This is a genomic window from Citrobacter sp. Ce006 (genome assembly GCF_030336535.1).
In the GTDB taxonomy this organism is placed as follows: Bacteria; Pseudomonadota; Gammaproteobacteria; order Enterobacterales; family Enterobacteriaceae; genus Citrobacter; species Citrobacter europaeus.
This window is the reverse complement of the sequence record NZ_JAOWDO010000072.1, coordinates 680,251-703,825: the sequence shown is the minus strand read 5'-3', so window position 1 is coordinate 703,825 and position 23,575 is coordinate 680,251. Positions and strand designations below refer to the sequence as shown.

The following is a 23,575-nucleotide window of genomic DNA, read 5'->3' as shown; positions in this document are numbered from 1 at the left end:
TTTAACTTATATTATCATCTGTAAGCTAAATGAGTTTCGAATGAAAGTTAATGTGAGGTGGATATGACTTTTACTTTTACCAGCGACACGTTGCCCGCCGATCACAAAGCGACAATCCGGCAGATGAAACAGCAACTGCGTGAACAGCTTGGAGATGTTCAGTTGATTTTCAATCAGTTGAGCGATGCCATTGCCAATCGCGTGGCGGAAATCAACGCCCTCAAAGCGCAAGGCTCCCCGGTTTGGCCCGTGGTGTCTTATGCAGATATCAACGCGGGTCGCGTAAGTGCAGAGCAGCGTGAAGAAATTAAGCGTCGCGGATGCGCGGTGATTAAAGGCCATTTCCCTCGAGAACAGGCCCTCGATTGGGATCGGTCAATGCTGGACTATCTGGACCGCAACCATTTTGACGATGTCTATAAAGGACCGGGCGATAATTTCTTTGGTACCCTGAGCGCATCGCGGCCTGAAATCTACCCCATCTACTGGTCCCAGGCGCAGATGCAGGCCCGTCAGAGTGAAGAAATGGCCAATGCACAGTCTTTCCTTAATCGTCTTTGGACATTTTCAAGCGCAGGTAAGCAATGGTTTAACCCCGATGTCAGCGTTATCTACCCTGACCGGATACGCCGTCGCCCGCCGGGAACGACGTCCAAAGGGCTGGGTGCGCATACGGATTCCGGCGCGCTGGAGCGTTGGCTTCTTCCGGCGTATCAGCAGGTCTTTGCTAATGTTTTCAATGGTAAGCTGGAAGATTATGATCCATGGCAGGCGGCGCATCGCACCGAGGTAGAAGAGTACACGGTGGATAACACCACCAAATGTTCGGTCTTCCGTACCTTCCAGGGCTGGACTGCACTGTCCGATATGCTGCCGGGTCAGGGATTGCTGCACGTGGTCCCTATTCCTGAAGCGATGGCATATGTGCTGTTACGCCCATTGCTTGATGATGTGCCGGAAGATGAACTTTGCGGCGTCGCGCCCGGCAGAGTCCTGCCGATTTCCACACAATGGCATCCGCTGCTGATTGAGGCATTAACCAGCATTCCGCAACTGGACGCCGGAGACTCCGTCTGGTGGCATTGCGACGTGATTCACTCCGTCGCCCCGGTGGAAAATCAGCAGGGCTGGGGCAACGTGATGTACATTCCTGCCGCACCAATGTGCGAAAAGAATCTGGCTTATGCCCACAAAGTGAAAGCCGCACTGGAAAAAGGCGCGTCGCCGGGTGATTTCCCGCGTGAGGATTATGAAACTAACTGGGAAGGACGCTTCACGCTGGAGGATTTGAATATCCACGGTAAACGCGCGTTGGGGATTATTTAATCTGTAACTTATACCCTTTTCCCTAAGAATCTCGCGTTACAGGTGTAGCCAACACACCTGTAACGCGAAAGACGGCGGGAAAATTATTCGACGCCTTTACTACGCAGATAATCTTCGTAGTTACCGGTGAAGTCGATCACGCGTTCCGGCGTAATTTCAATCACGCGGGTGGCCAGCGAGCTGACAAACTCACGGTCGTGAGAAACGAAGATCAGCGTGCCCTGGTACATTTCCAGCGCCATATTCAGCGACTCGATAGATTCCATATCCAGGTGGTTGGTTGGTTCATCCATGACCAGGATATTCGGTTTCTGCATCATCAGTTTACCGAACAGCATGCGGCCTTTTTCACCACCGGAGAGCACTTTCGCAGGTTTCTTGATATCGTCCTGGCTGAACAGCAGACGGCCAAGGAAGCTGCGCACAACCTGCTCATCATCGCCTTCTTGTTTCCACTGGCTCATCCATTCGAAAACGGTCAGATCGTTTTCGAACTCGTATTCATGATCCTGCGCGTAGTAACCGACCTGGGCGTTTTCAGACCACTTAACGGTACCGTTGTCCGGCTGCAAATCGCCAACTAACGTTTTCAGCATGGTGGATTTACCCACGCCGTTGGCGCCAATGATGGCAACCTTCTCCCCCACTTCCAGCAGCAGGTTGAAGTTTTTAAACAGCGGGCCTTCATCAAAACCTTTCGCCAGCGCTTCCACTTCCAGCGCGTTACGGAACAGTTTCTTATCCTGTTCGAAGCGAATGAACGGGTTCTGACGGCTGGACGCTTTCACTTCGTCGAGCTTAATCTTATCAATCTGACGCGCACGAGAAGTCGCCTGTCGAGATTTAGACGCGTTGGCGCTAAAGCGGCTGACGAAGGATTGCAGATCGGCAATCTGTGCTTTCTTCTTGGCGTTATCAGCCAGCAGACGTTCACGCGCCTGGGTTGCCGCCGTCATGTATTCGTCGTAGTTACCCGGATAAACGCGCAGTTCACCGTAGTCCAGATCCGCCATGTGCGTGCAGACCATGTTCAGGAAGTGACGGTCGTGCGAAATGATGATCATGGTGCTGTCACGCTCGTTCAGCGTCTGCTCCAGCCAGCGGATGGTGTCGATATCCAGGTTGTTCGTTGGTTCGTCGAGCAGCAGAATGTCCGGGTTAGAGAACAGCGCCTGCGCCAGAAGCACACGCAGCTTCCAGCCGGGCGCGACTTCGCTCATCGGGCCGTAATGCTGTTCTACCGGAATACCGACGCCCAGCAGCAGTTCACCCGCACGCGCTTCCGCAGAGTAGCCGTCCATTTCGCCGTACTGAACTTCAAGGTCAGCAACTTTGTAGCCATCTTCTTCGCTCATCTCAGCCAGGGCGTAAATGCGATCGCGCTCCTGCTTCACTTCCCACAGTTCGCCGTGACCCATGATCACGGTGTCAAGCACGGTGAACTCTTCAAAGGCGAACTGATCCTGACGCAGCTTACCGATGCGCTCGTTCGGATCGAGGGAAACGTTGCCCAGCGTCGGTTCGAGGTCGCCGCCGAGAATTTTCATAAAAGTAGATTTACCGCTACCGTTCGCGCCAATCAGGCCGTAACGGTTGCCGCCTCCAAATTTGACGGAAATATTTTCAAACAGCGGCTTACTGCCGAACTGCATGGTGACGTTGCTGGAAACTAACACTGGCGTATCCTGAAAGAGAAAGAAATATGTGACAAACCGCTTATTATGCCATAAGTCTGCAATAAGATCGCCCCCTGATGCTGAAGGGCTAAAATGAGAGTAAAAGGAAAAAAATGTGATTTAGTACACATCCGAATTCCTTGTTGCTCAGATTGCACATATAATGCGTGCCCAACACTACATAAATCTCAACCCACTAGCCTGCCTGGCACTGAATCTCGCATACATGAACATGAATATGAAATTAACAACGCTTTTCGCGGCGGCACTCGCAATAGTTGGTTTTTGTAATACAGCTTCTGCCGTCACGTACCCGCTGCCTACCGATGGCAGCCGTTTAATTGGGCAAAACCAGGTCATCACGATTCCTGAAGGCAACACCCAACCGCTGGAATATTTTGCGGCGGAGTATCAGATGGGTCTGTCTAACATGCTGGAAGCCAACCCGGGCGTGGATACCTTCCTGCCGAAAGGCGGCACGGTGCTGAACATTCCTCAGCAGTTGATCCTGCCGGATACCGTGCATGAAGGTATTGTTATCAACAGCGCTGAAATGCGCCTGTACTATTACCCGAAAGGCACCAACACCGTTATTGTTCTGCCGATTGGTATCGGCCAGTTGGGCAAAGACACGCCAATCAACTGGACTACCAAAGTAGAACGTAAAAAAGCGGGTCCAACCTGGACGCCAACGGCGAAAATGCATGCGGAATACCGCGCTGCGGGTGAACCGCTGCCAGCCGTTGTTCCGGCAGGTCCGGATAACCCGATGGGTCTGTACGCGCTGTATATTGGTCGTCTGTATGCCATCCACGGCACCAATGCTAACTTCGGCGTCGGCTTACGCGTCAGCCACGGTTGCGTGCGTCTGCGTAACGATGACATCAAATTCCTGTTTGAAAATGTGCCAGTCGGCACCCGCGTACAGTTTATCGATGAGCCGGTAAAAGCCACTACCGAACCAGACGGCAGCCGTTACATCGAGGTACATAACCCACTGTCTACCACTGAAGCACAGTTCGAAGGCGGGGAAATCGTACCGATTACGCTGAACAAGAGCATTACCAGCATCACCGGTCAGTCTGACGTCGATCAGGCCGTCGTTGAGCAGGCGGTTCAGAACCGTTCAGGTATGCCGGTTCGTCTGAACTAAGCACATACCTGACACGAAAAAGGCGGATAATTCATCCGCCTTTTTTATTGCCTCAATGCCGCTATTACATTAGTAACAACAAACCATATCCCACCAGCGCCGCCCATATCAGCATCGGCACCGAATACCAATGAAAACGCCACCAGATCCGTCGGTCGTTTGCCATCCGTAAAGCAATAAGATTCGCCAGCGACCCCGGCAACAGCCCAAAGCCGCCCACATTGACCGCCCAGGCTAACAGCAGCGTTGGCGGGACGTAGTTCAGCAGCAAAATCGTACTGGGAACATTACTGATAAACTGCGACAGGCCAATGGCGGTCAACCAAAGCCCCGGCGCTGAGAGGGTGCCAATCTGATGGGTCATCCCCTGTAAGGCCGGGAGCTGCGTCAGCAAATGCACATCAATGAACATCGCCATAAACACCAACAGCAACGTCCAGTCCACGCTGAGGATCACGCGGCGAGCCAGCACCATGAAACCTGCCGCCACAACCGCCAGGCCCCACAGCCCATGTTTTAACTCCAGTGCCGTCAGGAAGATGATATACAACGCAAGACAGCCCCACACCAGGCGCGGTTGCCAGTCAGGCGCGCACGTACCGGTATGATAGTGCAAGGCTTTGTGTGGGAAACTGAACCAGCACAGCACCACCAGCGTCAGCATCATGGCCCCCGCAAGCGGTGCCATTTGCCAGATAAACGCGCTAAACGATAAGCCTGAGCGTCCCCACATCAGAATGTTTTGTGGATTGCCTATTGGCGTGAGTAACGATCCGGCGTTTACCGCCAGCGCCTCAAAGATAATCAGGCGATTCACCGGAATGGCGCACAATTTTTTCAGGGTGATGGTCAGCGGAACCACAATAAACAGCGCAACATCGTTGGTCAGAAACGTCGACAGCAGCGCCGCCGCCAGCACCATAAATATCGCCAATTGGCGTTCAGTATTGAAGCGGCGGGTCATCTTGCGCCCTAACACATCGAAGTAACCGCTTAGCTCCACCCCTTTGGTCAGTAACATCAGCCCGCTAAGCGTGATAATCGTGTGCCAGTCAATCGCCCCCGGCCACGACCGGGGCGCAAATGGCGTAAACAGGCTTAGTACAATCCCGACGATGATTAACAACTGAAAAAAACGATCGCGCTGTAAGGCGCGTAATAAAGGAAAACTCATTCAGAGCCTGTTCCTTGCTGTTGCGTAAACCGGCTAAAAGCTTCCAGCGTTTCCTTACTGACGTGGTGCTCCATTCCCTCAGCGTCGCGACGGGCAATTTCCGGGCTGATACCTAACATCAACAGGAAATTCTCTACAATCTGATGACGCTCCCGACTCTCCTGAGCCAGTCGCTCACCTTCTGCGGTTAAAAACACGCCTCGCCAGGGGATCATTTCAATCAATCCGACTGAAGCAAGACGCTTAAGCATTTTAGCAACCGTCGGCTGGGAAACCCCAAGCCGCGCGGCCATATCTACCTGGCGCGCTTCACCAACCTCAATAATGAGATCGGAAATCAGCTCTACGTAGTCATCAATCAGCTCACGGCGATGTGCCTCCCGGACCTGACGAAATCCTTCAACGTGTTCTTCGACATTCACCAATTGCGTCACTTTTTTTGTTGTTGGCGTACCTGCGCGACGACTCATTATGCTTCCTCGTTCCTGTGACGCGTTAACGGCATCTGATTAGAGAGCGCTCATTGTAAACCAGAGTTGCGTGGGCACAAAAAATTAACGTTTTAGCAATAGCTATATAATATAGCCTGTGCTATATCTGTATATAATAAAGACATCCCTCAAGGACTGATGGGGTCGTGAAGTCAGGAGGTTTATATGAATGAATTTAAGAGGTGTATACGCGTGTTTAGCCACTCTCCCTTTAAAGTACGGTTAATGCTTATCTCTATGCTGTGCGACATGATTAACAGCAAACCAGAGCAGGATAAACCTTCAGAAAAATAATGCGGCGTCGCGGTACGCCGCTTCTTTTTCCTGCCGTAACTCGCATACGGCGATCGTTTTCCTGCCAATAACCCTTCTTTTTGTCAGTTTTGCCACGTCCCTCGCAAAACAATTTCTTTGTAGTAGTTGACCTTCTCCTGCGCACACTCTATCTTTTCGCAGCCCTGCGTATATTGCGGCTCGCGGATGCGGACCCTATCCCTCTTCTCGCTCTCTCAGGCAGGCAATGACCCTTAGCGCCAGGGTAAGCACATGGCGTTTTTGTAACAGTGGCATATGAATTTAACCCTCAAAGATTCAATCATTGCTCGTAGCCGGGCAATTAGTCCGTGGACTGGCCTCTATTTCTTACAGTCTCTGCTGATCAACCTTGCGCTGGGCTATCCGCTTAGCCTGCTCTATAGCGTTGCTTTCACCTGTATATTGATGCTGCTGTGGCGTAGCGCGCCGCGCGTGCAGAAAGCACTGATTGGCATTTGCTCACTCATTGCGGCAATGTACTTTCCGTTCGGCCAGGCTTATGGTGCGCCGAACTTCAATACTTTGCTGGCGCTGCACTCAACCAATATGGAAGAGTCTACTGAAATCCTGACCATCTTCCCCTGGTACAGTTATCTGGTTGGGGTATTTATTTTCGCCCTCGGCGTTATCGCCGTACGCCGTAAAAAAGATGTACAGCAGCGTGGCTGGAACAAGTTCGACAGCGTTTGTTTGCTGTTCAGCGTTGTCGCATTCTTTGTTACCCCGATGCAAAACCTGGCCTGGGGCGGCGTGTTCAAGCTGAAAGATACTGGCTATCCGGTTTTCCGCTTTGCCAAGGACGTTATCGTCAATAACAACGAAGTGCTCGATGAACAAGAGCGTATGGCGAAACTGTCGAGCGTAAAAGACAGCTGGACGGTAACCGCCGTCAAGCCGAAGTATCACACCTACGTCGTGGTGATCGGCGAAAGCGCCCGCCGCGATGCGTTAGGCGCGTTTGGCGGCCACTGGGATAACACCCCGTTTGCCAGCTCCGTTAACGGCTACATCTTCGCGGATTACATTGCGGCAAGCGGTTCGACGCAAAAATCACTCGGCCTGACGCTGAATCGGGTGGTCGACAATAAGCCCCAGTTCCAGGATAACTTTGTCACCCTGGCCAACCGAGCGGGATTCCAGACGTGGTGGTTTTCCAATCAGGGACAGATTGGTGAATACGATACGGCCATCGCCAGCATCGCGAAACGCGCTGATGAAGTTCAGTTTCTCAAAAGCGGTGATTTCGAAGCGGATAAAAACACCCGTGACGAAGCGCTGTTGAAGATGACCGCCCAGGTGCTGGCAACCGAGCGCACCCAGCCACAGCTCATCGTGCTGCATTTAATGGGCTCACATCCACAGGCCTGCGACCGTACGCAGGGTAAATACGAGACCTTCGTCCAGTCAAAAGAGACATCCTGCTACCTGTACACCATGACTCAGACGGATGACCTGCTGCGTCAGCTATACGATCAGCTACGTAACAGCGGTACCAGCTTCTCGATGGTCTATTTCTCCGATCATGGCCTCGCGTTTAAAGAGCGAGGAAAAGAGGTGCAGTACCTGGCACATGACGATCAGTTCCAGCAGAATTTCCAGGTGCCTTTCATGGTGCTGTCGAGCGATGATAAAGCGCATCGGGTGATTAAAGCCCGTCGCTCTGCGAATGATTTCCTCAGTTTTTTCTCACAGTGGACAGGGATAAGCGCAAAGGAAATTACCAACAGCTACCGCTTTATTTCAGAGAAAAAGGCCGGCCCGGTGTACATCACCAACTTCAAACTGCAGAAGGTGGATTACAACCATCTTGGTACCGATATCTTTGAGACCAAATCTCGTTAATCTCTAAATTACACGCAAAAAAAAATCCGCCCTAAAAGGCGGATTTTTCATATCACCGGAGTGATTAGAAGCGGTAACCCACGCCAGCGATCCAGGTGCCAACGTCAACGCTACGAATACGGCTCTGCTCGTAGGAGAAGTCCAGAGCAACGTTTTCGATCGGGTTGAACTGCAGACCAGCACCGTAAGAGAAACCGTAGTCGCTGGTGGTGTGGTTGTCAGCCGGGGATGCTGCGTTCTGGAATTTACCGTAACCAACACCCACTACACCGTAGATGCTTGCCCAGTCGTTCAGACGGTAAGCCGGACCAGCAGTGATGCCGTAGTACTGGGTTTTGTTGTAGTCGCCAGAAGCATCGGTACGATCTTTTTCAGTGTAAGTGAAGGAACCGATAACACCCAGCGGGTTGTTGTCCTGCTCGTAGCGATACTTCAGGTTGAAACCGTTCATTTTGTTCGCTGCGCCCTGAGCATCGCTCTGAGCGTAACCACCGGTAACGGTAGAAGTAGCAGCTACAGCAGTACCTGCGGAGAAAGCCAGAACAGCGGCCAGTGCTGAAAGACATGCAATTTTTTTCATAACCACCTCAAATGTGCTTCAAGTAAATCTTAAGTTTTAAATATACCAAAAATTGATGGGAAACTCTTTGCGATTCGCGATGTCTAACGGGGTCTTTCATGTAACAGAACATTTCAGAAACCCGCTATCTCTTTCAATTAACATCACTTTTCTAACGTAAAATGCCATTATTGCGCGCACAATATGGCACATTCATCCAGATTAATCCTAATCACACAGATTATTAATCCATCATTTTCATGCCATTGTACGGAACTGAGCAATTTTTTTTTCAACGAATAGTCAACCAGCGATGTGTATTTCCATTACACTCGCTGTTTTACTTTTCTATACATAAAGTCATCCGTGTCGTAGCAAAACTGCAACGTCGCGCAGATGAAGGCGTGTAATCATCATTGACAGGAGAAAGGATGCCGGGGTCGTCACGTAAAGCGCCAGTCTGGTTGCCTATTTTGGTTTTGCTCATTGCTATGTCATCCATTCAAAGCGGAGCATCTCTGGCGAAATCGCTGTTCCCGCTCGTTGGCGCGCCGGGCGTTACCGCGTTGCGCCTTGCGTTGGGCACCCTCATCCTTATCGCCTTCTTTAAACCCTGGCGTTTGCGATTCGCCAAAGAACAGCGCCTGCCCCTGCTGTTTTATGGCCTGTCTCTGGGCGGGATGAACTATCTCTTCTACCTGTCAATCCAGACCGTGCCATTGGGAATTGCCGTGGCGCTGGAGTTTACCGGTCCGCTCGCGGTAGCGCTGTTTTCATCCCGGCGTCCGGTGGATTTCATCTGGGTTGCACTGGCTGTTCTCGGGCTGTGGTTCCTGCTGCCGTTAGGTCAGGACGTTTCTCACGTGGATTTAACCGGCGCCGCGCTGGCGCTGGGGGCTGGCGCCTGTTGGGCAATCTATATTCTTACCGGGCAGCGTGCAGGCGCGGAACATGGTCCGGCGACCGTTGCGGTTGGGTCATTAATTGCGGCGCTGGTTTTTGTCCCCATCGGCGCGATCCAGGCTGGAGATGCCCTGTGGCACTGGTCCATTCTGCCGTTAGGCCTCGCCATTGCGGTCCTCTCCACTGCGCTTCCCTACTCGCTGGAGATGATTGCATTGACGCGGCTGCCAACCCGTACTTTTGGGACGCTGATGAGCATGGAGCCCGCACTGGCAGCGGTTTCCGGAATGATCTTCCTCGGTGAAACGCTGACGCTTATCCAGACGCTCGCTTTGGGCGCCATTATCGTCGCATCAATGGGGTCTACGCTCACTATTCGCAAAGAACCGCAAATTAAGCAAGTTGACGTGAATTAACCACTTAATATTCTGCATGGTTTGCATAATCATGCAGAATATCCAATTGTAAATCTGCGTGATAATTATTCTAATAAATATATTTTTCTCATCCACATATTTCTTTTACTTTTTACATTAACATAAAAATAACATCACCCCGGCAACAACCATCATATCACTATGATTTCATTAATTATTTTATACCAACCTCTCTCTTCGCTATTAAAGTGATAGGCAAGATCGGAAAAACAAATCCAAATTTAGCGCTATACTTAATCCCGTTGAAGAGCTGGGACATAAATATCAAGAGGATATGAAAATATGAGTACCGCAAAATTGGTAAAAACAAAAGCATCTGCCCTCCTATATACCCGCAACGATGTGACAGATAGCGAAAAGAAAGCGACCGTAGAGCTGCTGAATCAGCAAGTGATCCAGTTCATCGACCTGTCGTTGATCACCAAACAGGCTCACTGGAACATGCGCGGCACCAACTTTATTGCCGTACATGAAATGCTGGATGGCTTCCGCGCAGCCCTGACCGATCACCTCGACACCATGGCTGAGCGCGCCGTACAGTTGGGCGGAGTCGCACTGGGTACAACCCAGGTGATTAACAGCAAAACGCCTCTGAAAAGCTACCCGCTGGATATCCATAGCGTGCAGGACCACTTAAAAGAGCTGGCCGATCGTTATGCCGTCGTCGCGAATAGCGTACGTAAAGCCATTAGCGAAGCTAAAGACGAAGATACTGCAGATATCTTCACCGCCGCGTCACGCGATCTCGACAAATTCCTGTGGTTTATCGAAGCCAATATTGAATAACAGCAGACATAAGAATTACCTATATAACCCTCGCCCTGGCGGGGGTTTTGCACTTCTATGGTGCATAACTTTGATCATTCGTCACTCCAAAGTAAATTAATTGTAATAATCACCTCACACAATCGTTAACGAAAGATTGTTTTATCAACAATTTTTACGCTAAATAGTCATACCGTTTGCACCGTGTCAGGTACGCACCAAATGAGTGCCCCAAAATAGTGCAGATCGCCCGCTTTGCCCTACTTATTGTGCAGAGAAACAAGACACCCTCTTGTTAAAACAATGAGTTGCAAAATTGGCACGATTTTTTCATTAAGCCATATGTTCTCGCAGGGGATCGCCCCGTGGATATAAAAGGAAATCCTATGAAGTCTGTATTAAAAGTTTCACTGGCTGCACTTACCCTGGCTTTTGCGGTGTCCTCCCATGCCGCAGATAAGAAACTGGTTGTCGCAACCGACACCGCGTTTGTACCGTTCGAATTCAAACAGGGTGACAAATACGTTGGTTTTGATGTGGATCTGTGGGCTGCCGTGGCCAAAGAACTGAAGCTGGATTATGAACTGAAACCAATGGATTTCAGCGGCATCATCCCGGCTCTGCAAACCAAAAATATCGACCTGGCACTGGCGGGTATCACCATCACTGATGAGCGTAAAAAAGCGATCGACTTCTCTGACGGCTACTACAAAAGCGGTCTGTTAGTGATGGTCAAAGCGAATAATAACGACGTGAAAAGCGTGAAAGATCTGGATGGTAAAGTCGTCGCTGTGAAGAGCGGCACCGGTTCCGTTGATTACGCAAAAGCTAACATCAAAACCAAAGACCTGCGTCAGTTCCCGAATATCGATAACGCGTATATGGAATTGGGCACCAACCGCGCAGACGCCGTGCTGCACGACACGCCAAACATTCTTTACTTCATCAAAACCGCGGGTAACGGCCAGTTCAAAGCCGTAGGTGAATCCCTGGAAGCCCAGCAGTACGGTATCGCCTTCCCGAAAGGCAGCGATGAACTGCGCGAGAAAGTGAACGGCGCGCTGAAAACGCTGAAAGAGAACGGCACGTATAACGAAATCTACAAAAAATGGTTCGGTACTGAACCTAAATAATAACCGACAGCGTTGCCCGGTAGCGCGATGCTTACCGGGCTTACGCCGGGATTTTTGAGACCTGTAGGCCGAATAACCACACAGTGAATCCGGTAAAACAGGCATTTGAATATTTACACCACGGTAACAGGAACGACATATGCAGTTTGACTGGAGTGCCATCTGGCCCGCCATCCCGCTTTTGATTGAAGGCGCCAAAATGACCCTGTGGATTTCGGTCCTCGGTCTGGCTGGCGGTCTGATAATCGGGCTTGCAGCGGGGTTTGCACGTACTTTCGGCGGTTGGATAGCCAACCACGTAGCGCTGGTGTTTATCGAAGTCATTCGCGGTACGCCAATCGTTGTGCAGGTGATGTTTATTTACTTCGCCCTGCCAATGGCATTTAACGATTTACGCATTGATCCCTTTAGCGCCGCCGTTGTCACCATCATGATCAACTCCGGGGCCTATATTGCGGAAATCACCCGCGGTGCGGTGCTCTCAATCCATAAAGGATTCAGCGAAGCCGGACTGGCGCTTGGACTTTCACGCACAGAGACTATCCGCCACGTAATTTTGCCTCTCGCACTGCGTCGTATGCTGCCGCCGCTGGGTAACCAGTGGATAATCAGCATAAAAGATACCTCGCTGTTTATTGTCATTGGCGTCGCTGAACTGACCCGTCAGGGCCAGGAAATCATTGCCGGTAACTTCCGCGCACTGGAAATCTGGAGCGCCGTTGCGGTGTTCTATCTGATCATTACGCTGGTGCTGAGCTTCATTCTGCGTCGTCTGGAAAGAAGGATGAAAATCCTGTGATTGAATTTAAAAACGTTTCTAAGCACTTTGGTCCAACTCAGGTGCTGCACAATATTGACCTGAACATTCAGCAGGGCGAAGTGGTGGTGATTATCGGTCCGTCCGGGTCCGGTAAATCTACCCTGCTGCGCTGTATTAACAAACTGGAAGAAATCACCTCCGGCGATTTGATCGTCGATGGTCTGAAAGTAAACGATCCGAAGGTAGACGAGCGGTTAATCCGCCAGGAAGCCGGGATGGTGTTTCAGCAGTTCTATCTGTTCCCGCATCTGACGGCGCTGGAAAACGTCATGTTCGGACCGCAGCGCGTACGCGGGGCGAATAAAGAACAGGCTGAGAAACTGGCTAAAGAGCTGCTGGCGAAAGTGGGTCTGGCTGAGCGTGCGCATCACTACCCTTCTGAACTGTCCGGTGGTCAACAACAGCGTGTGGCTATCGCCCGTGCGCTGGCGGTGAAGCCGAAAATGATGCTGTTTGATGAGCCAACCTCAGCGCTGGACCCGGAACTGCGTCATGAAGTTCTGAAAGTTATGCAGGATCTGGCGGAAGAAGGGATGACCATGGTGATTGTAACCCACGAAATCGGCTTTGCCGAAAAAGTGGCTTCACGCCTGATTTTCATTGATAAGGGACGTATTGCCGAAGACGGTAATCCGCAGGCCCTGATTGAAAATCCGCCCAGCCAACGCTTACAGGAATTTTTGCAGCACGTTTCCTGATAGTTCAGCCTCCCTTCGCCCGAAGGGAGGTTTTTCACCAGAATCCTCTCATTTCATTTCTCCCCCGCCCTGACATCTATACTTATCCTTTTGAATTTATTTTCTCATGGGAGGAGTCATGCGCTGGATCCTGTTCATCTTTGTTTGTCTGCTGAGTATTCCGGCTCAGGCGGTGACGATACCTGGCGTCACCTCGCCAACGTCAACCAACGCACAAACCGCGCCAACGAAAGAGCCGGATGTTGAACAGAAGAAAGCGGCCTACGGCGCACTGGCGGATGTGCTGGAAAATGACGCCTCACGTCAGGAACTGATCGATCAGTTACGCAAAGTGGCGACAGCGCCCCCTGCCGAGCCGGTGCCAACCATTGTTCCACCCACATTAACAGAAGAAAAAACGGTGCTGGAAAACGTCACGGATGTCACACGGCACTACGGTGAGGCGCTCTCCAGCCGCTTTGCCCAACTTTACCGTAATATTACCGACGCACCGCATAAGAGTTTTAACCCACAAACTTTCACCAATGCCCTGACCCATTTTTTAATGCTGGCGGCGTCAGTGTTCGGTTTTTTCTGGTTGATTCGCCTGTGCGCGCTTCCGCTGTATCGCAAAATGGGGCAATGGGCACGACGGAAAAACCGTGAACGCAGCAACTGGCTCCAGCTTCCGGCAATGATAATCGGCGCATTCATTATCGATTTGCTTCTGCTGGCGCTGACATTGTTTGTCGGGCAAATACTGAGCGACCGAATGAACGCCGGCAGTCGCACGATCGCCTTTCAGCAAAGCCTGTTTCTCAATGCCTTTGCCCTGATTGAATTCTTCAAAGCCATTCTACGTCTGATATTTTGCCCAACGGTGGCCGAACTGCGCCCGTTTAACATTCAGGATGCTGGTGCTCGCTACTGGAATCGCCGTTTGAGTTCGTTGAGCAGTCTGATTGGTTACGGACTGATCGTTGCCGTTCCCATTATCTCCAATCAGGTCAACGTGCAGGTCGGCGCGATGGCAAACGTCATCATCATGCTGTGTATTACGCTATGGGCGCTGTACCTGATTTTCAGAAACAAGAAAGAGATAACACAGCATTTACAGAATCTGGCGGAAAGATCGTTAGCTTTCTTCAGCCTGTTTATCCGCGCTTTTGCGTTGGTATGGCATTGGCTGGCCAGCGCCTACTTCATTGTGCTGTTTTTCTTCTCGCTGTTTGATCCTGGCAACAGCCTGAAATTCATGATGGGCGCTACGCTGCGCAGCCTCGTGATTATCGGGATTGCTGCCTTTGTGTCCGGCATGTTTTCCCGCTGGATAGCCAAGACCATTACCCTTTCGCCACACACCCAGCGCAGCTATCCGGAATTACAAAAACGACTGAATGGCTGGCTGTCGACGGCGTTAAGCGTGGCCAGGATCCTGACGGTGTGCGTTGCGGTGATGCTGCTATTGAATGCCTGGGGACTGTTCGACTTCTGGAACTGGCTGCATTACGGCGCAGGAGAAAAAACGGTGGATATTCTGATCCGTATCGCGCTGATTTTATTCTTCTCCGCCATCGGCTGGACGATCCTTGCCAGCCTGATTGAAAATCGTCTGGCTTCCGATATTCATGGCCGCCCGCTACCCAGCGCCAGAACCCGCACTTTGCTGACGCTGTTTCGCAATGCGCTGGCGGTAATAATCAGCACGATCACCATTATGATTGTGCTGTCCGAAATTGGCGTCAATATCGCCCCCTTACTGGCCGGGGCCGGGGCTTTGGGGCTGGCTATTTCTTTCGGCTCGCAAACGCTGGTAAAAGATATTATTACTGGGATCTTTATTCAGTTCGAAAATGGTATGAACACCGGCGACCTGGTGACCATCGGCCCACTCACCGGCACGGTTGAACGAATGTCCATCCGCTCTGTGGGTGTGCGTCAAGACACCGGGGCGTACCATATCATTCCCTGGTCATCGATAACGACCTTCGCCAACTTTGTGCGTGGAATTGGATCGGTCGTCGCCAATTACGACGTAGACCGTCATGAGGATGCGGATAAAGCGAATCAAGCGTTGAAAGACGCGGTTGCTGCGGTGATGGAAAAAGAAGATATCCGCGGTCTTATTATCGGCGAGCCGTCGTTTGCCGGGATCGTGGGATTAACCAATACGGCTTTCACGCTCAGGGTCTCGTTTACTACTTTACCGCTGAAGCAGTGGACGGTACGTTTTGCCCTCGACAGTCAGGTGAAGAAATACTTCGATTTGGCCAACATACGCGCCCCGGTACAGACGTATCAGGTCTTGCCTGCACCGGTGAATGGCCCTGTATCGACGGCAAGCGAACCGCTGCCGCCAACCGAGCCCACGCTTTAGCGTTTACGCGCCATAAAACGTCGGCGCTGATCGTTATCCATAAAGGTCCAGGCAATAAAGCGGCTCTGCTTTTGCCCCTGGGCCATCTCTTTCTTGACGACTTTCACCGCGCCCGCATCCGTTAATGCATGGTACAACGGCGGCAAATTCTCACCGCGCGAAACCAGCGTGGTGAACCACATCACCTGACGTCCAAAGGCCTGACTTTCGGCGATCATTTTTTTGATGAACGCCACTTCGCCGCCTTCACACCACAGCTCCTGCTGCTGTCCACCAAAGTTCAGCGCATCATCTTTATCCTGGCCCAGGTTACGGCGCTTGCGCTCGCTTCCGGCACGGGCTGAGGCCGCAGAATCATGGAATGGCGGGTTACACAATGTGGCTTCATACTGCTCATTTTTGTGAATGATACCGTTGAAGATTGCCGTAACATCTTTCTGGCGACGCAGGCGAATAGCACGGGTTAACCCCGGATTGGCATTTACGATCGCCTGAGCGCTGTTAAACGCTTCGTTGCTGGTCTCACTCCCGGTGAATCGCCAGCCGTATTCATGCACGCCGATCAGCGGATAAATACAGTTGGCCCCTACTCCCACGTCCAGTACGCTCGCATTTGCCGGAATGGTTCCATTGGTTTCACCCAACAGATCGGCCAAATGGTGGATATAGTCTGCGCGACCAGGAACCGGCGGGCACAGAAAACCGTCTGGAATATCCCAGTGTTTCACCGCATAAAAATGCGCCAGCAGTGCTTTATTGAGCGCCTTCACTGCCTGCGGATTCGCGAAATCAACACTCTGCTCGCCGCCGGGCGTGAGGGTGAGAAATTGCGTCAGCTCGGGCGTAACCTGGCATAAAGTCGCAAGATCATAACGGCCGTTGTGGCGGTTGCGTGGGTGTAATCCCGGTTTCTGGGCGGACATAGCATTCTCCTTTTAACAGCGGCGTAAGATACCCGCATAACGCCACGCGGTAAACACATGCAACAAGGAAATTTGATTTTTCACGCCTGTTTAATGCCTTGCCAATTGTTCAAAAAACAGACAGGTCTTCACCAGTTTTTTGCGGTAAATGTCCTGTGCTGACGACCTAAACTTATCAGGCACACCTGTTGTTTTTCAGAGGATATCACTATGAAGAAATGCCTCACATTACTTGCCGCTACCGTCCTGACCGGCATGACATTTGCGTCCTTTGCTGCACAGCCCTACACCAGCCCTGCTATCGGTCAGCTACAGGCTTCCGGCACAGTTTTCGCTACCGGCGCCTCTAACCTGAGCGATCTCGAAGACAAGCTGGCTGAGAAAGCGAAAGAGCAAGGCGCCAAAGGCTTTGTCGTCAATTCTGCGGGCGGTAAAAACCAGATGTACGGCACCGCAACTATCTATAAGTAACCCCCTCACCTTAGCCCAACTGCATTCATCCCGAATGCAGTTAGCTGTCCGCAATTCACGTCATTCCCGGTGCGAATTGTAATCACCGTGTAGTAATTTTGAATCCAATGTAAACAAATGTATTTATTTTTGAAGTAATGAATGCTAAAACGTCGCACTGATTAGTAATGCTTATCAAAATCATTATCAATTACAAGTCCACTTCCGCGAGGCCTGCAGGGTATAACATCCATAGAGATGTCCCTTCGCGCGAGTGAAACCGTTTACTCAAACAATAATAAGTCACTCATTAACATGGATAAAAATCGCAACTTGCCGTCCAGTAGTTTTCACTCACTGACTTTTTTTGCCGGTCTGTGCATTGGTCTGTCCCCGGTAGCTCAGGCTGTCGCCGCGGGCAATCAGGATAAAAAACAAGAAGACACTCTGGTTGTTGAAGCGGCCAAACCTTCGCTGTACGCCCCAACGCAGTCTGCCGATCCTAAATTCTCCCGCCCGGTGGCGGATACCACCCGCACCATGACGGTGATTTCTGAACAGGTGATTAAGGATCAAGGCGCAACAAATCTGACCGATGCGCTGAAAAACGTACCGGGCGTTGGCGCATTTTTTGCCGGTGAGAACGGAAACTCCAGCACAGGCGACGCGGTTTACATGCGTGGTGCGGATACCTCGAACAGTATTTATATCGACGGTGTTCGTGATATTGGCAGCGTCACGCGCGACACCTTCAATACAGAACAGGTGGAAGTGATCAAAGGTCCTTCCGGTACCGACTATGGACGTAGCGCGCCGACGGGTTCCATCAATATGATCAGCAAACAGCCGCGCACCGATTCCGGGATCGATGCGTCAGCCAGCGTCGGTAGCGCCTGGTTCCGTCGTGGTACGCTGGACATTAACCAGGTCATCGGCGAGACCACCGCCGCACGTTTAAACCTGATGGGTGAAAAAACCCATGATGCGGGTCGCGATAATGTTAAGAATGAACGTTATGGTGTGGCCCCCTCTCTCGCTTTTGGCTTAGGGACTGAGAACCGACTGTACCTGAACTATCTTCATGTCACCCAGCACAACACGCCGGATGGCGGTATCCCTACCATTGGCCTGCCGGGGTATTCCGCACCATCCGCGGGGACTTCTGCACTGAATCATTCAGGAAAAGTAGATACGCATAACTTCTACGGCACCAACTCGGATTACGACGATTCGACGACCGATACCGCAACGATGCGTTTTGAACATGACCTGAACGACAGCACCACTATTCGCAACACCACCCGCTGGTCGCGTATTAAACAAGATTATCTGATGACGGCGGTGATGGGCGGCGCGTCTAACATCACTCAACCAACCAGTAGTGTCGATACCTGGACCTGGTCACGCCTGGCAAATACCAAAGATGTCAGCAATAAAATCCTCACCAACCAGACTAATCTGACCTCAAAGTTTTACACGGGATCCATCGGTCACGACATCAGTACCGGCGTGGAGCTAACGCGCGAAACGCAAACCAATTATGGCGTGGCGCCGATCACCCCACCACCGGTGAATATCTATCATCCCGACAGCAATGTGAATATCGGCGGATTGTCGCGTAACGGCGCCAACGCTAACGGACAAACCGATACCTTCGGTATATACGCTTTTGATACGCTACAAGTTACCCGTGAGTTTGAGCTAAACGGTGGTATTCGCCTCGACAATTACCGCACTGAATATGACAGCGCCACCGCTTGCGGCGCCTCCGGGCGTGGCGCTGTCGCGTGCCCGACAGGTGTGGTCAAAGGTTCCCCGGTCACCACTGTGGATACAGCCAAATCAGGCAATCTGGTTAACTGGAAAGCGGGTGCGCTGTATCACCTGACCGATAATGGTAACGTGTACATCAACTATGCCGTTTCTCAGCAACCGCCAGGCGGCAGCAACTTTGCTCTTGCCCAGGGCGGCAGCGGTAACAGTGCGAACCGTACCGATTTCAAACCGCAGAAAGCGAAAACCAGCGAGATCGGCACCAAATGGGAGGTGCTGGATAAGCGCCTGCTGTTAACCGCCGCGATTTTCCGCACGGATATTGAAAACGAAGTTGAGCAGAACGACGACGGAACATATTCCCAGTACGGAGAGAAACGCGTTGAAGGCTACGAGCTCTCGGTAGCAGGCAACATCACCCCCGCATGGCAGGTTATTGGTGGCTACACCCAGCAACGCGCTACCATCCACAATGGTAAAAACGTTGCTCAGGATGGGTCTTCATCCCTGCCGTATACGCCTGAACATGCGTTCACGCTGTGGAACCAGTATCAGGCTACCGATGATATCTCTGTTGGCGCGGGCGCTCGTTACGTGGGCAGCATGCATCGCGGTTCCGACGGTGCGGTCGGTACGCCATCCTACACTGAAGGTTACTGGGTCGCCGACGCCAAACTGGGCTATCGCGTGAATCGCAATCTCGATTTCCAGCTAAACGTCTATAACCTGTTCGACACCGATTACGTATCCTCCATTAACAAGAGCGGATACCGTTACCATCCGGGCGAGCCAAGAACCTTCCTGCTCACTGCAAATATGCATTTCTGATCTTTTACGTGGGGCGTCAGCCCCACTTTCAGGAGAAACACTGATGATGTACCACATTCCCGGCGTTCTGACAGCGCAGGATGTTGCCTGGTTTCGCGAACAGTTGGACGCTGCCGACTGGGTTGATGGCCGTGCAACCACCGGCGCTCAGGGCGCACAGGTTAAAAACAACCAGCAGGTGGATACGCAAAGTGCGCGTTATGGCGTTTTACAACAGGCGGTACAAACTGCGGTGAATAGCAGCGCACTATTCTTCGCCGCAGCATTACCGAAAACACTCTCCACACCTCTGTTTAATCGCTACCAGGACAACGAGACTTACGGTTTTCACGTTGACGGCGCGGTGCGTAGCCATCCGGAAAACGGCTGGATGCGCACAGATCTTTCCGCCACCTTATTCCTGAGTAATCCTGATGATTATGAAGGAGGAGAGCTGCTGGTCAATGATACCTACGGCCAGCATGCGGTAAAGCTGCCGGCGGGCGATCTGGTGCTTTACCCTTCCAGCAGCCTGCACTGCGTCACACCGGTGACCCAAGGCGTTCGTGTGGCGTCATTTATGTGGATCCAGTCGATGATCCGTGACGACAAAAATCGCGCCATGCTTTTTGAATTGGATAAAAACATCCAGTCCCTGAAAACACGTCATGGGGAGAGTAGCGAGATCCTCTCGCTTCTCAATCTCTACCATAACCTGCTGCGCGAATGGTCTGAAATCTGATAGTGGTAACGCGTGGTCGTTTTTCAGCCATCACATTCGCTATACTTATTCTGTAGACATCAGCAGGAGGTAAGCATGGCATCCGGATGGGCAAATGACGACGCGGTTAACGAACAGATCAACAATACTATTGAAGATGCTGTAGCCCGCGCCCGCGGTGAATTACCGACGGGGGAAAGTCTGTATGAATGCGAAGAATGTGGCAATCCTATCCCTCAGGCCAGACGTGAGGCCGTGCCAGGCGTACGCTTGTGCATCACTTGCCAACAGGATAAAGATTCACATAGTGCGGCATTTTCAGGATATAATCGCAGAGGTTCAAAAGACAGCCAGCTACGTTGACTTATCTTTACCAAAAGCTTTAGCGTATACAATTTCTTTTACGAGCACGCTTTTTTGCACTCTGTGTAGCAAAATGTGCCGTTGTCGGTGTCTCTGTAAAGCGCAATGACAAGAACTGTAAATCCCTCTTTCGAATTTATTAATATTCAATAAGTTATTTGTCATTCAATTTTTTTGATTGATGCCGTCAATTCTATTCGATTTTATCTCGCATAAAAAAACGTGATACTTCTCACATCGACGAAACAACGTCTTCTTAAAGAACACTGACTAACAGAACAACCCTGCGAGAAATTAATCATGAAAAATATCAAATTTGCTGTTGCCGCCATCGCTCTGTCTACCCTGTCATTTGGCGTTTTCGCTGCCGAGCCGGTTTCCTCTACTCAGGCACAAAACATGAACAAAATTGGTGTGGTATCTGCTGACGGCGCCACTACGCTGGACGGCCTGGAAGCCAAACTCGCTGAGAAAGCAAATGCTGCTGGCGCAACGGGATACAGCATCACTTCCGCTATCGGCAAAGATAAAATGAGCGGCACCGCGGTTATCTATAAATAACCGAGAAATTACCTGTACGACCCAATGCTCCAACCCTCATTGACCCTGTTTGTTACCCTTTGTTTGCCCGTCCGCCACTGGACGGGCTTTTTTTGCTTAGTGTTCCAGTCGTTGACGGAACTCCTGTAACACGACGTCTGGCATCCCTATTTGCAGCGCCGCCTCGCAAATCGCTTTCCAGCTCCCGGCATCCAGCGGAATACCTTGCTCCAGCCGTTCCTCACGCGTATTCACCTCCCACTCCCCTGGTAACAGGATCGGGGCACCTTCAGCATGCGGAGACGCTTTCACCCACTCAGCAAATGCCGCAACCTGGTTATCACAGTCCGGCGCGCCGAACAGTTGAGGATTTATAATGATGGTCGTCATGCAGTTAATGATGGCATCCGCGCTGGTCTGCAGGCTTTCTTCATGTGTTGTTTTACCGCCAGAAAGCGCCCCGCCCATAATTTCGCACATCGCCGCCAGCGCATAACCCTTATGTTGGGCGAATGTCAGTAACGACCCCAGCGGAGAAACCTGCATTACGGCAGGATCGGTTGTGGGCACTCCATTTGCGTCAATCAGGCATCCAGGTGCCACCGGTTCGCCCTTATGCCATGCCACACGGGTTTTGCCAAACGCGATGGCGCTGGTCGCATAGTCCAACAACAACGGGAAAGTATTTTTACGCGGGAACACAACGCAGAAGGGATTGGTGCCAAAACGGCTATCGCGGCCATGAAACGGTGCGACCATCGGGATACCTACCACATTCACAAAGTGCACCGAAACAAAACCTGCCGCCGCACATTGTTCCGCCCAGTAGCCAATGCGTCCGATATGGTGCGAATTATGTAATGCCACGGCGGCGATACCGTACTGGCGCGCTTTTTCGATTCCATGCGTGATTGCCTCGTGCGCCGCCACCTGACCAAACGCACAGTCGCCGTCAAACGTTATCACCGCTCCCGCATCTTTGACCACTTTGGCATGACGGTTGATCTGCAGGTGCCCTTGTGAGAATGAGCGAATATAGCTTGGGATCATGCCAATGCCGTGGGAGTCGTGACCAGCAAGGTTAGAGGCTATCAGATGATCTGCCACCAGCCGCGCCTCCTGCTCATTGCTTCCCATCTGATGAAAAACGGCCTGGATAAAGGCGTGCAGCGTTGGCACATGGAAGCGATGTCCACTGTTCATTGTTATCTCCTGTTGTGTCGCGTGTTTGTTGTGTTTCTTATTTTTCAACAAACTATGCTGCGCCACGGCGCTCCGGAGGTCAATAAACGTGCAGAAATTTCACGTTGCTGAAATGAGAGAACCGACAGGCCTGGTAAATGGCCCGTCGGGATAACAAATTAATTAGAAACTTTGCTCGACGCGGGCAAGTCCTTCAGCCAGTGAGGCGGATTCACCGGTTGCCACCAGGCAACAGGCCATCTGGATTTTCAACGATGCCGGAACAGGCTCACTGCCAGCCAGACAACGCTCAATCCAGCGCGCGGTGGTTTCCGGGTCTTTTGCTACCGGTAGCGGTACCGGCTCATCAGGCATCTCGCTCTGTCGGTCCTGTAACACTCGCACACCGGATGAATCTATCAGACTTATCTGCGGGCAGCGCTGCGGGTTGGCATACACTTCGCCCTCGGTACCGTGCATCAACAGGCCACGCCCACCGATATCGCCGAAGAACTTCGCCACGCGCGAAACATATTCCGGGTGGGACACGCTGGAAAGACGCAGCGCGGCATCTTCAGCAAACGGCGTGGCTAATTTAGCCAGCGTGTGCGCACTGTTACGCACGCCCATTCGCCAGCGCATCGCCAGCTGTTTCTCCAGCGGAGGACACAGCGCGCTCACTGGGATAAACACCGGCTCATGACCATCCAGCTTTGCCTGCGCCTGCCCGGCATGCAGCGTCGGCGCAATTCCCATCAGCTCGAAAATGGTTTCTGTCAGCACGCGGGTTGGATCCTCGCTGACGCCATGTACCACCACCGGAAAGCCGAGCTTATGCAGTAAAATCGCCAGCAGCGGAGTCAAATTCGCCTGCTTGCGCGCGCCATTGTAACTGGGAATGACAATCGGCATGGGTTTCGCTACCGGCGGAGTCAGGCGAATGGTGTGGTTTTGCATCGCTTCGTAAAAGCCCAGCATCTCCGCTTCGCCTTCGCCTTTAATACGTAGCGCAATCAGTACCCCGCCCATTTCAAGGTCAGGTACGTCGCCGTTCATCATATGGGTATACAGTCCGCGAGCAGTATCCTTATCCAGGTCACGCGCGTGATTTTTTCCTCGCCCAATCTCTTTAATGATTTTGCGGTAATCCATCGTTAACTCCTTGCCT

22 protein-coding genes are annotated in these 23,575 nt (G+C 51.7%); 15 read left to right on the top strand and 7 right to left on the bottom strand.

Annotated features, from left to right (window positions below; translation table 11 throughout):
* The first annotated feature begins 63 nt into the window (after positions 1-63).
* Positions 64-1,326 (top strand): DUF1479 domain-containing protein, encoded by a 1,263-nt coding sequence (locus OGV94_RS17655; RefSeq protein WP_199994067.1) that lies wholly within the window; start codon positions 64-66, stop codon positions 1,324-1,326.
* 83 nt (positions 1,327-1,409) lie between these two features.
* On the opposite strand, the gene OGV94_RS17650 is transcribed toward OGV94_RS17655, so the two are convergent.
* Entirely contained in the window at positions 1,410-3,002 is a 1,593-nt protein-coding gene (locus tag OGV94_RS17650) for an ABC-F family ATPase (RefSeq protein ID WP_047412459.1), read from the bottom strand.
* A 232-nt stretch (positions 3,003-3,234) separates the two neighbouring features.
* Here OGV94_RS17650 and ldtB point away from each other — a divergent pair, with 232 nt between their 5' ends.
* Entirely contained in the window at positions 3,235-4,155 is a 921-nt protein-coding gene (gene ldtB / locus OGV94_RS17645; RefSeq protein ID WP_003035268.1) for a L,D-transpeptidase, read from the top strand.
* A gap of 64 nt (positions 4,156-4,219) precedes the next feature.
* Here ldtB and OGV94_RS17640 read toward each other — a convergent pair whose 3' ends face one another.
* Together OGV94_RS17640 and mntR are read right to left on the bottom strand one after the other, a co-directional pair.
* Entirely contained in the window at positions 4,220-5,329 is a 1,110-nt protein-coding gene (locus OGV94_RS17640; protein WP_181633954.1) for an anion transporter, read from the bottom strand.
* Positions 5,326-5,799 (bottom strand): manganese-binding transcriptional regulator MntR, encoded by a 474-nt coding sequence (mntR, locus tag OGV94_RS17635; protein ID WP_003035264.1) that lies wholly within the window; start codon positions 5,797-5,799, stop codon positions 5,326-5,328. Before mntR ends, OGV94_RS17640 begins: the two co-directional genes overlap by 4 nt.
* 186 nt (positions 5,800-5,985) lie before the next feature.
* Between mntR and mntS the strand changes: the two genes are divergently transcribed.
* Together mntS and OGV94_RS17625 are read left to right on the top strand one after the other, a co-directional pair.
* Entirely contained in the window at positions 5,986-6,114 is a 129-nt protein-coding gene (gene mntS / locus OGV94_RS17630; protein WP_003831584.1) for a manganase accumulation protein MntS, read from the top strand.
* 276 nt (positions 6,115-6,390) lie between these two features.
* A complete protein-coding gene (locus OGV94_RS17625) occupies positions 6,391-7,977 on the top strand; it encodes a phosphoethanolamine transferase (protein ID WP_047412464.1) in 1,587 nt (528 codons plus the stop codon).
* A gap of 64 nt (positions 7,978-8,041) precedes the next feature.
* Here OGV94_RS17625 and ompX read toward each other — a convergent pair whose 3' ends face one another.
* Positions 8,042-8,557 carry an outer membrane protein OmpX gene (ompX, locus tag OGV94_RS17620; protein WP_003035257.1) on the bottom strand — a complete coding sequence of 172 codons (516 nt, stop codon included), beginning with the start codon at positions 8,555-8,557 and terminating at the stop codon, positions 8,042-8,044.
* Positions 8,558-8,967: 410 nt separating this feature from the next.
* Between ompX and rhtA the strand changes: the two genes are divergently transcribed.
* The 6 genes from rhtA to ybiO all read left to right on the top strand — a co-directional run bounded on the left by rhtA (position 8,968) and on the right by ybiO (position 15,648).
* Positions 8,968-9,855, top strand: a complete 888-nt coding sequence (gene rhtA, locus OGV94_RS17615; protein WP_003035255.1) for a threonine/homoserine exporter RhtA — start codon at positions 8,968-8,970, stop codon at positions 9,853-9,855.
* A gap of 303 nt (positions 9,856-10,158) precedes the next feature.
* Entirely contained in the window at positions 10,159-10,662 is a 504-nt protein-coding gene (gene dps, locus OGV94_RS17610; RefSeq protein WP_286523873.1) for a DNA starvation/stationary phase protection protein Dps, read from the top strand.
* Positions 10,663-11,027: 365 nt separating this feature from the next.
* The gene (gene glnH / locus OGV94_RS17605; protein ID WP_016152370.1) at positions 11,028-11,774 is read left to right on the top strand and encodes a glutamine ABC transporter substrate-binding protein GlnH; all 747 of its coding nucleotides are present in this window, start codon (positions 11,028-11,030) and stop codon (positions 11,772-11,774) included.
* A gap of 139 nt (positions 11,775-11,913) precedes the next feature.
* Complete coding sequence (glnP, locus tag OGV94_RS17600) at positions 11,914-12,573, top strand: glutamine ABC transporter permease GlnP (RefSeq protein ID WP_003035248.1); 660 nt, start codon at positions 11,914-11,916, stop codon at positions 12,571-12,573.
* On the top strand, positions 12,570-13,292 hold the full coding sequence (gene glnQ, locus OGV94_RS17595) for a glutamine ABC transporter ATP-binding protein GlnQ (RefSeq protein WP_003035246.1): 723 nt from the start codon (positions 12,570-12,572) through the stop codon (positions 13,290-13,292). Before glnP ends, glnQ begins: the two co-directional genes overlap by 4 nt.
* A gap of 118 nt (positions 13,293-13,410) precedes the next feature.
* Positions 13,411-15,648 carry a mechanosensitive channel protein gene (gene ybiO, locus OGV94_RS17590; RefSeq protein WP_043015694.1) on the top strand — a complete coding sequence of 746 codons (2,238 nt, stop codon included), beginning with the start codon at positions 13,411-13,413 and terminating at the stop codon, positions 15,646-15,648.
* On the opposite strand, the gene rlmF is transcribed toward ybiO, so the two are convergent.
* Positions 15,645-16,571 carry a 23S rRNA (adenine(1618)-N(6))-methyltransferase RlmF gene (gene rlmF / locus OGV94_RS17585; RefSeq protein WP_043015693.1) on the bottom strand — a complete coding sequence of 309 codons (927 nt, stop codon included), beginning with the start codon at positions 16,569-16,571 and terminating at the stop codon, positions 15,645-15,647. The genes ybiO and rlmF overlap by 4 nt on opposite strands.
* 210 nt (positions 16,572-16,781) lie before the next feature.
* Between rlmF and mcbA the strand changes: the two genes are divergently transcribed.
* From mcbA to ybiJ, 5 genes are all read left to right on the top strand, one after another.
* Entirely contained in the window at positions 16,782-17,042 is a 261-nt protein-coding gene (gene mcbA, locus OGV94_RS17580) for a DUF1471 family periplasmic protein McbA (protein ID WP_213731987.1), read from the top strand.
* 294 nt (positions 17,043-17,336) lie between these two features.
* A complete protein-coding gene (locus tag OGV94_RS17575; RefSeq protein ID WP_043017870.1) occupies positions 17,337-19,622 on the top strand; it encodes a catecholate siderophore receptor Fiu in 2,286 nt (761 codons plus the stop codon).
* 43 nt (positions 19,623-19,665) lie between these two features.
* Positions 19,666-20,343, top strand: coding sequence for a PKHD-type hydroxylase YbiX (gene ybiX / locus OGV94_RS17570; RefSeq protein ID WP_047412476.1), 678 nt, complete (start codon positions 19,666-19,668; stop codon positions 20,341-20,343).
* Between the two features lie 75 nt (positions 20,344-20,418).
* Complete coding sequence (locus tag OGV94_RS17565) at positions 20,419-20,685, top strand: DksA/TraR family C4-type zinc finger protein (RefSeq protein WP_003035233.1); 267 nt, start codon at positions 20,419-20,421, stop codon at positions 20,683-20,685.
* A gap of 300 nt (positions 20,686-20,985) precedes the next feature.
* Entirely contained in the window at positions 20,986-21,246 is a 261-nt protein-coding gene (gene ybiJ / locus OGV94_RS17560; RefSeq protein WP_003831561.1) for a DUF1471 family protein YbiJ, read from the top strand.
* Positions 21,247-21,342: 96 nt separating this feature from the next.
* Here the strand turns inward: ybiJ and OGV94_RS17555 are convergent, their stop codons facing one another.
* Positions 21,343-22,428: a malate/lactate/ureidoglycolate dehydrogenase gene (locus OGV94_RS17555; protein WP_100194131.1), complete on the bottom strand. Its 1,086-nt coding sequence runs from the start codon at positions 22,426-22,428 to the stop codon at positions 21,343-21,345.
* 162 nt (positions 22,429-22,590) lie between these two features.
* Positions 22,591-23,559, bottom strand: coding sequence for a DNA-binding protein YbiB (gene ybiB / locus OGV94_RS17550; protein WP_043015689.1), 969 nt, complete (start codon positions 23,557-23,559; stop codon positions 22,591-22,593).
* Positions 23,560-23,575 lie beyond the last annotated feature (16 nt).

Coding starts and splice junctions, on each gene's coding strand:
- mntR (WP_003035264.1), bottom strand. CDS start 5,799: ATGAGTCGTCGCGCAGGTACGCCAACAACAAAAAAAGTGACGCAATTG.
- ybiB (WP_043015689.1), bottom strand. CDS start 23,559: ATGGATTACCGCAAAATCATTAAAGAGATTGGGCGAGGAAAAAATCAC.
- ompX (WP_003035257.1), bottom strand. CDS start 8,557: ATGAAAAAAATTGCATGTCTTTCAGCACTGGCCGCTGTTCTGGCTTTC.
- glnP (WP_003035248.1), top strand. CDS start 11,914: ATGCAGTTTGACTGGAGTGCCATCTGGCCCGCCATCCCGCTTTTGATT.
- OGV94_RS17555 (WP_100194131.1), bottom strand. CDS start 22,428: ATGAACAGTGGACATCGCTTCCATGTGCCAACGCTGCACGCCTTTATC.
- ybiO (WP_043015694.1), top strand. CDS start 13,411: ATGCGCTGGATCCTGTTCATCTTTGTTTGTCTGCTGAGTATTCCGGCT.
- OGV94_RS17625 (WP_047412464.1), top strand. CDS start 6,391: ATGAATTTAACCCTCAAAGATTCAATCATTGCTCGTAGCCGGGCAATT.
- OGV94_RS17575 (WP_043017870.1), top strand. CDS start 17,337: ATGGATAAAAATCGCAACTTGCCGTCCAGTAGTTTTCACTCACTGACT.
- ldtB (WP_003035268.1), top strand. CDS start 3,235: ATGAATATGAAATTAACAACGCTTTTCGCGGCGGCACTCGCAATAGTT.
- OGV94_RS17655 (WP_199994067.1), top strand. CDS start 64: ATGACTTTTACTTTTACCAGCGACACGTTGCCCGCCGATCACAAAGCG.
- rlmF (WP_043015693.1), bottom strand. CDS start 16,571: ATGTCCGCCCAGAAACCGGGATTACACCCACGCAACCGCCACAACGGC.
- OGV94_RS17640 (WP_181633954.1), bottom strand. CDS start 5,329: ATGAGTTTTCCTTTATTACGCGCCTTACAGCGCGATCGTTTTTTTCAG.
- ybiX (WP_047412476.1), top strand. CDS start 19,666: ATGATGTACCACATTCCCGGCGTTCTGACAGCGCAGGATGTTGCCTGG.
- dps (WP_286523873.1), top strand. CDS start 10,159: ATGAGTACCGCAAAATTGGTAAAAACAAAAGCATCTGCCCTCCTATAT.
- ybiJ (WP_003831561.1), top strand. CDS start 20,986: ATGAAAAATATCAAATTTGCTGTTGCCGCCATCGCTCTGTCTACCCTG.
- mntS (WP_003831584.1), top strand. CDS start 5,986: ATGAATGAATTTAAGAGGTGTATACGCGTGTTTAGCCACTCTCCCTTT.
- mcbA (WP_213731987.1), top strand. CDS start 16,782: ATGAAGAAATGCCTCACATTACTTGCCGCTACCGTCCTGACCGGCATG.
- OGV94_RS17565 (WP_003035233.1), top strand. CDS start 20,419: ATGGCATCCGGATGGGCAAATGACGACGCGGTTAACGAACAGATCAAC.
- glnH (WP_016152370.1), top strand. CDS start 11,028: ATGAAGTCTGTATTAAAAGTTTCACTGGCTGCACTTACCCTGGCTTTT.
- rhtA (WP_003035255.1), top strand. CDS start 8,968: ATGCCGGGGTCGTCACGTAAAGCGCCAGTCTGGTTGCCTATTTTGGTT.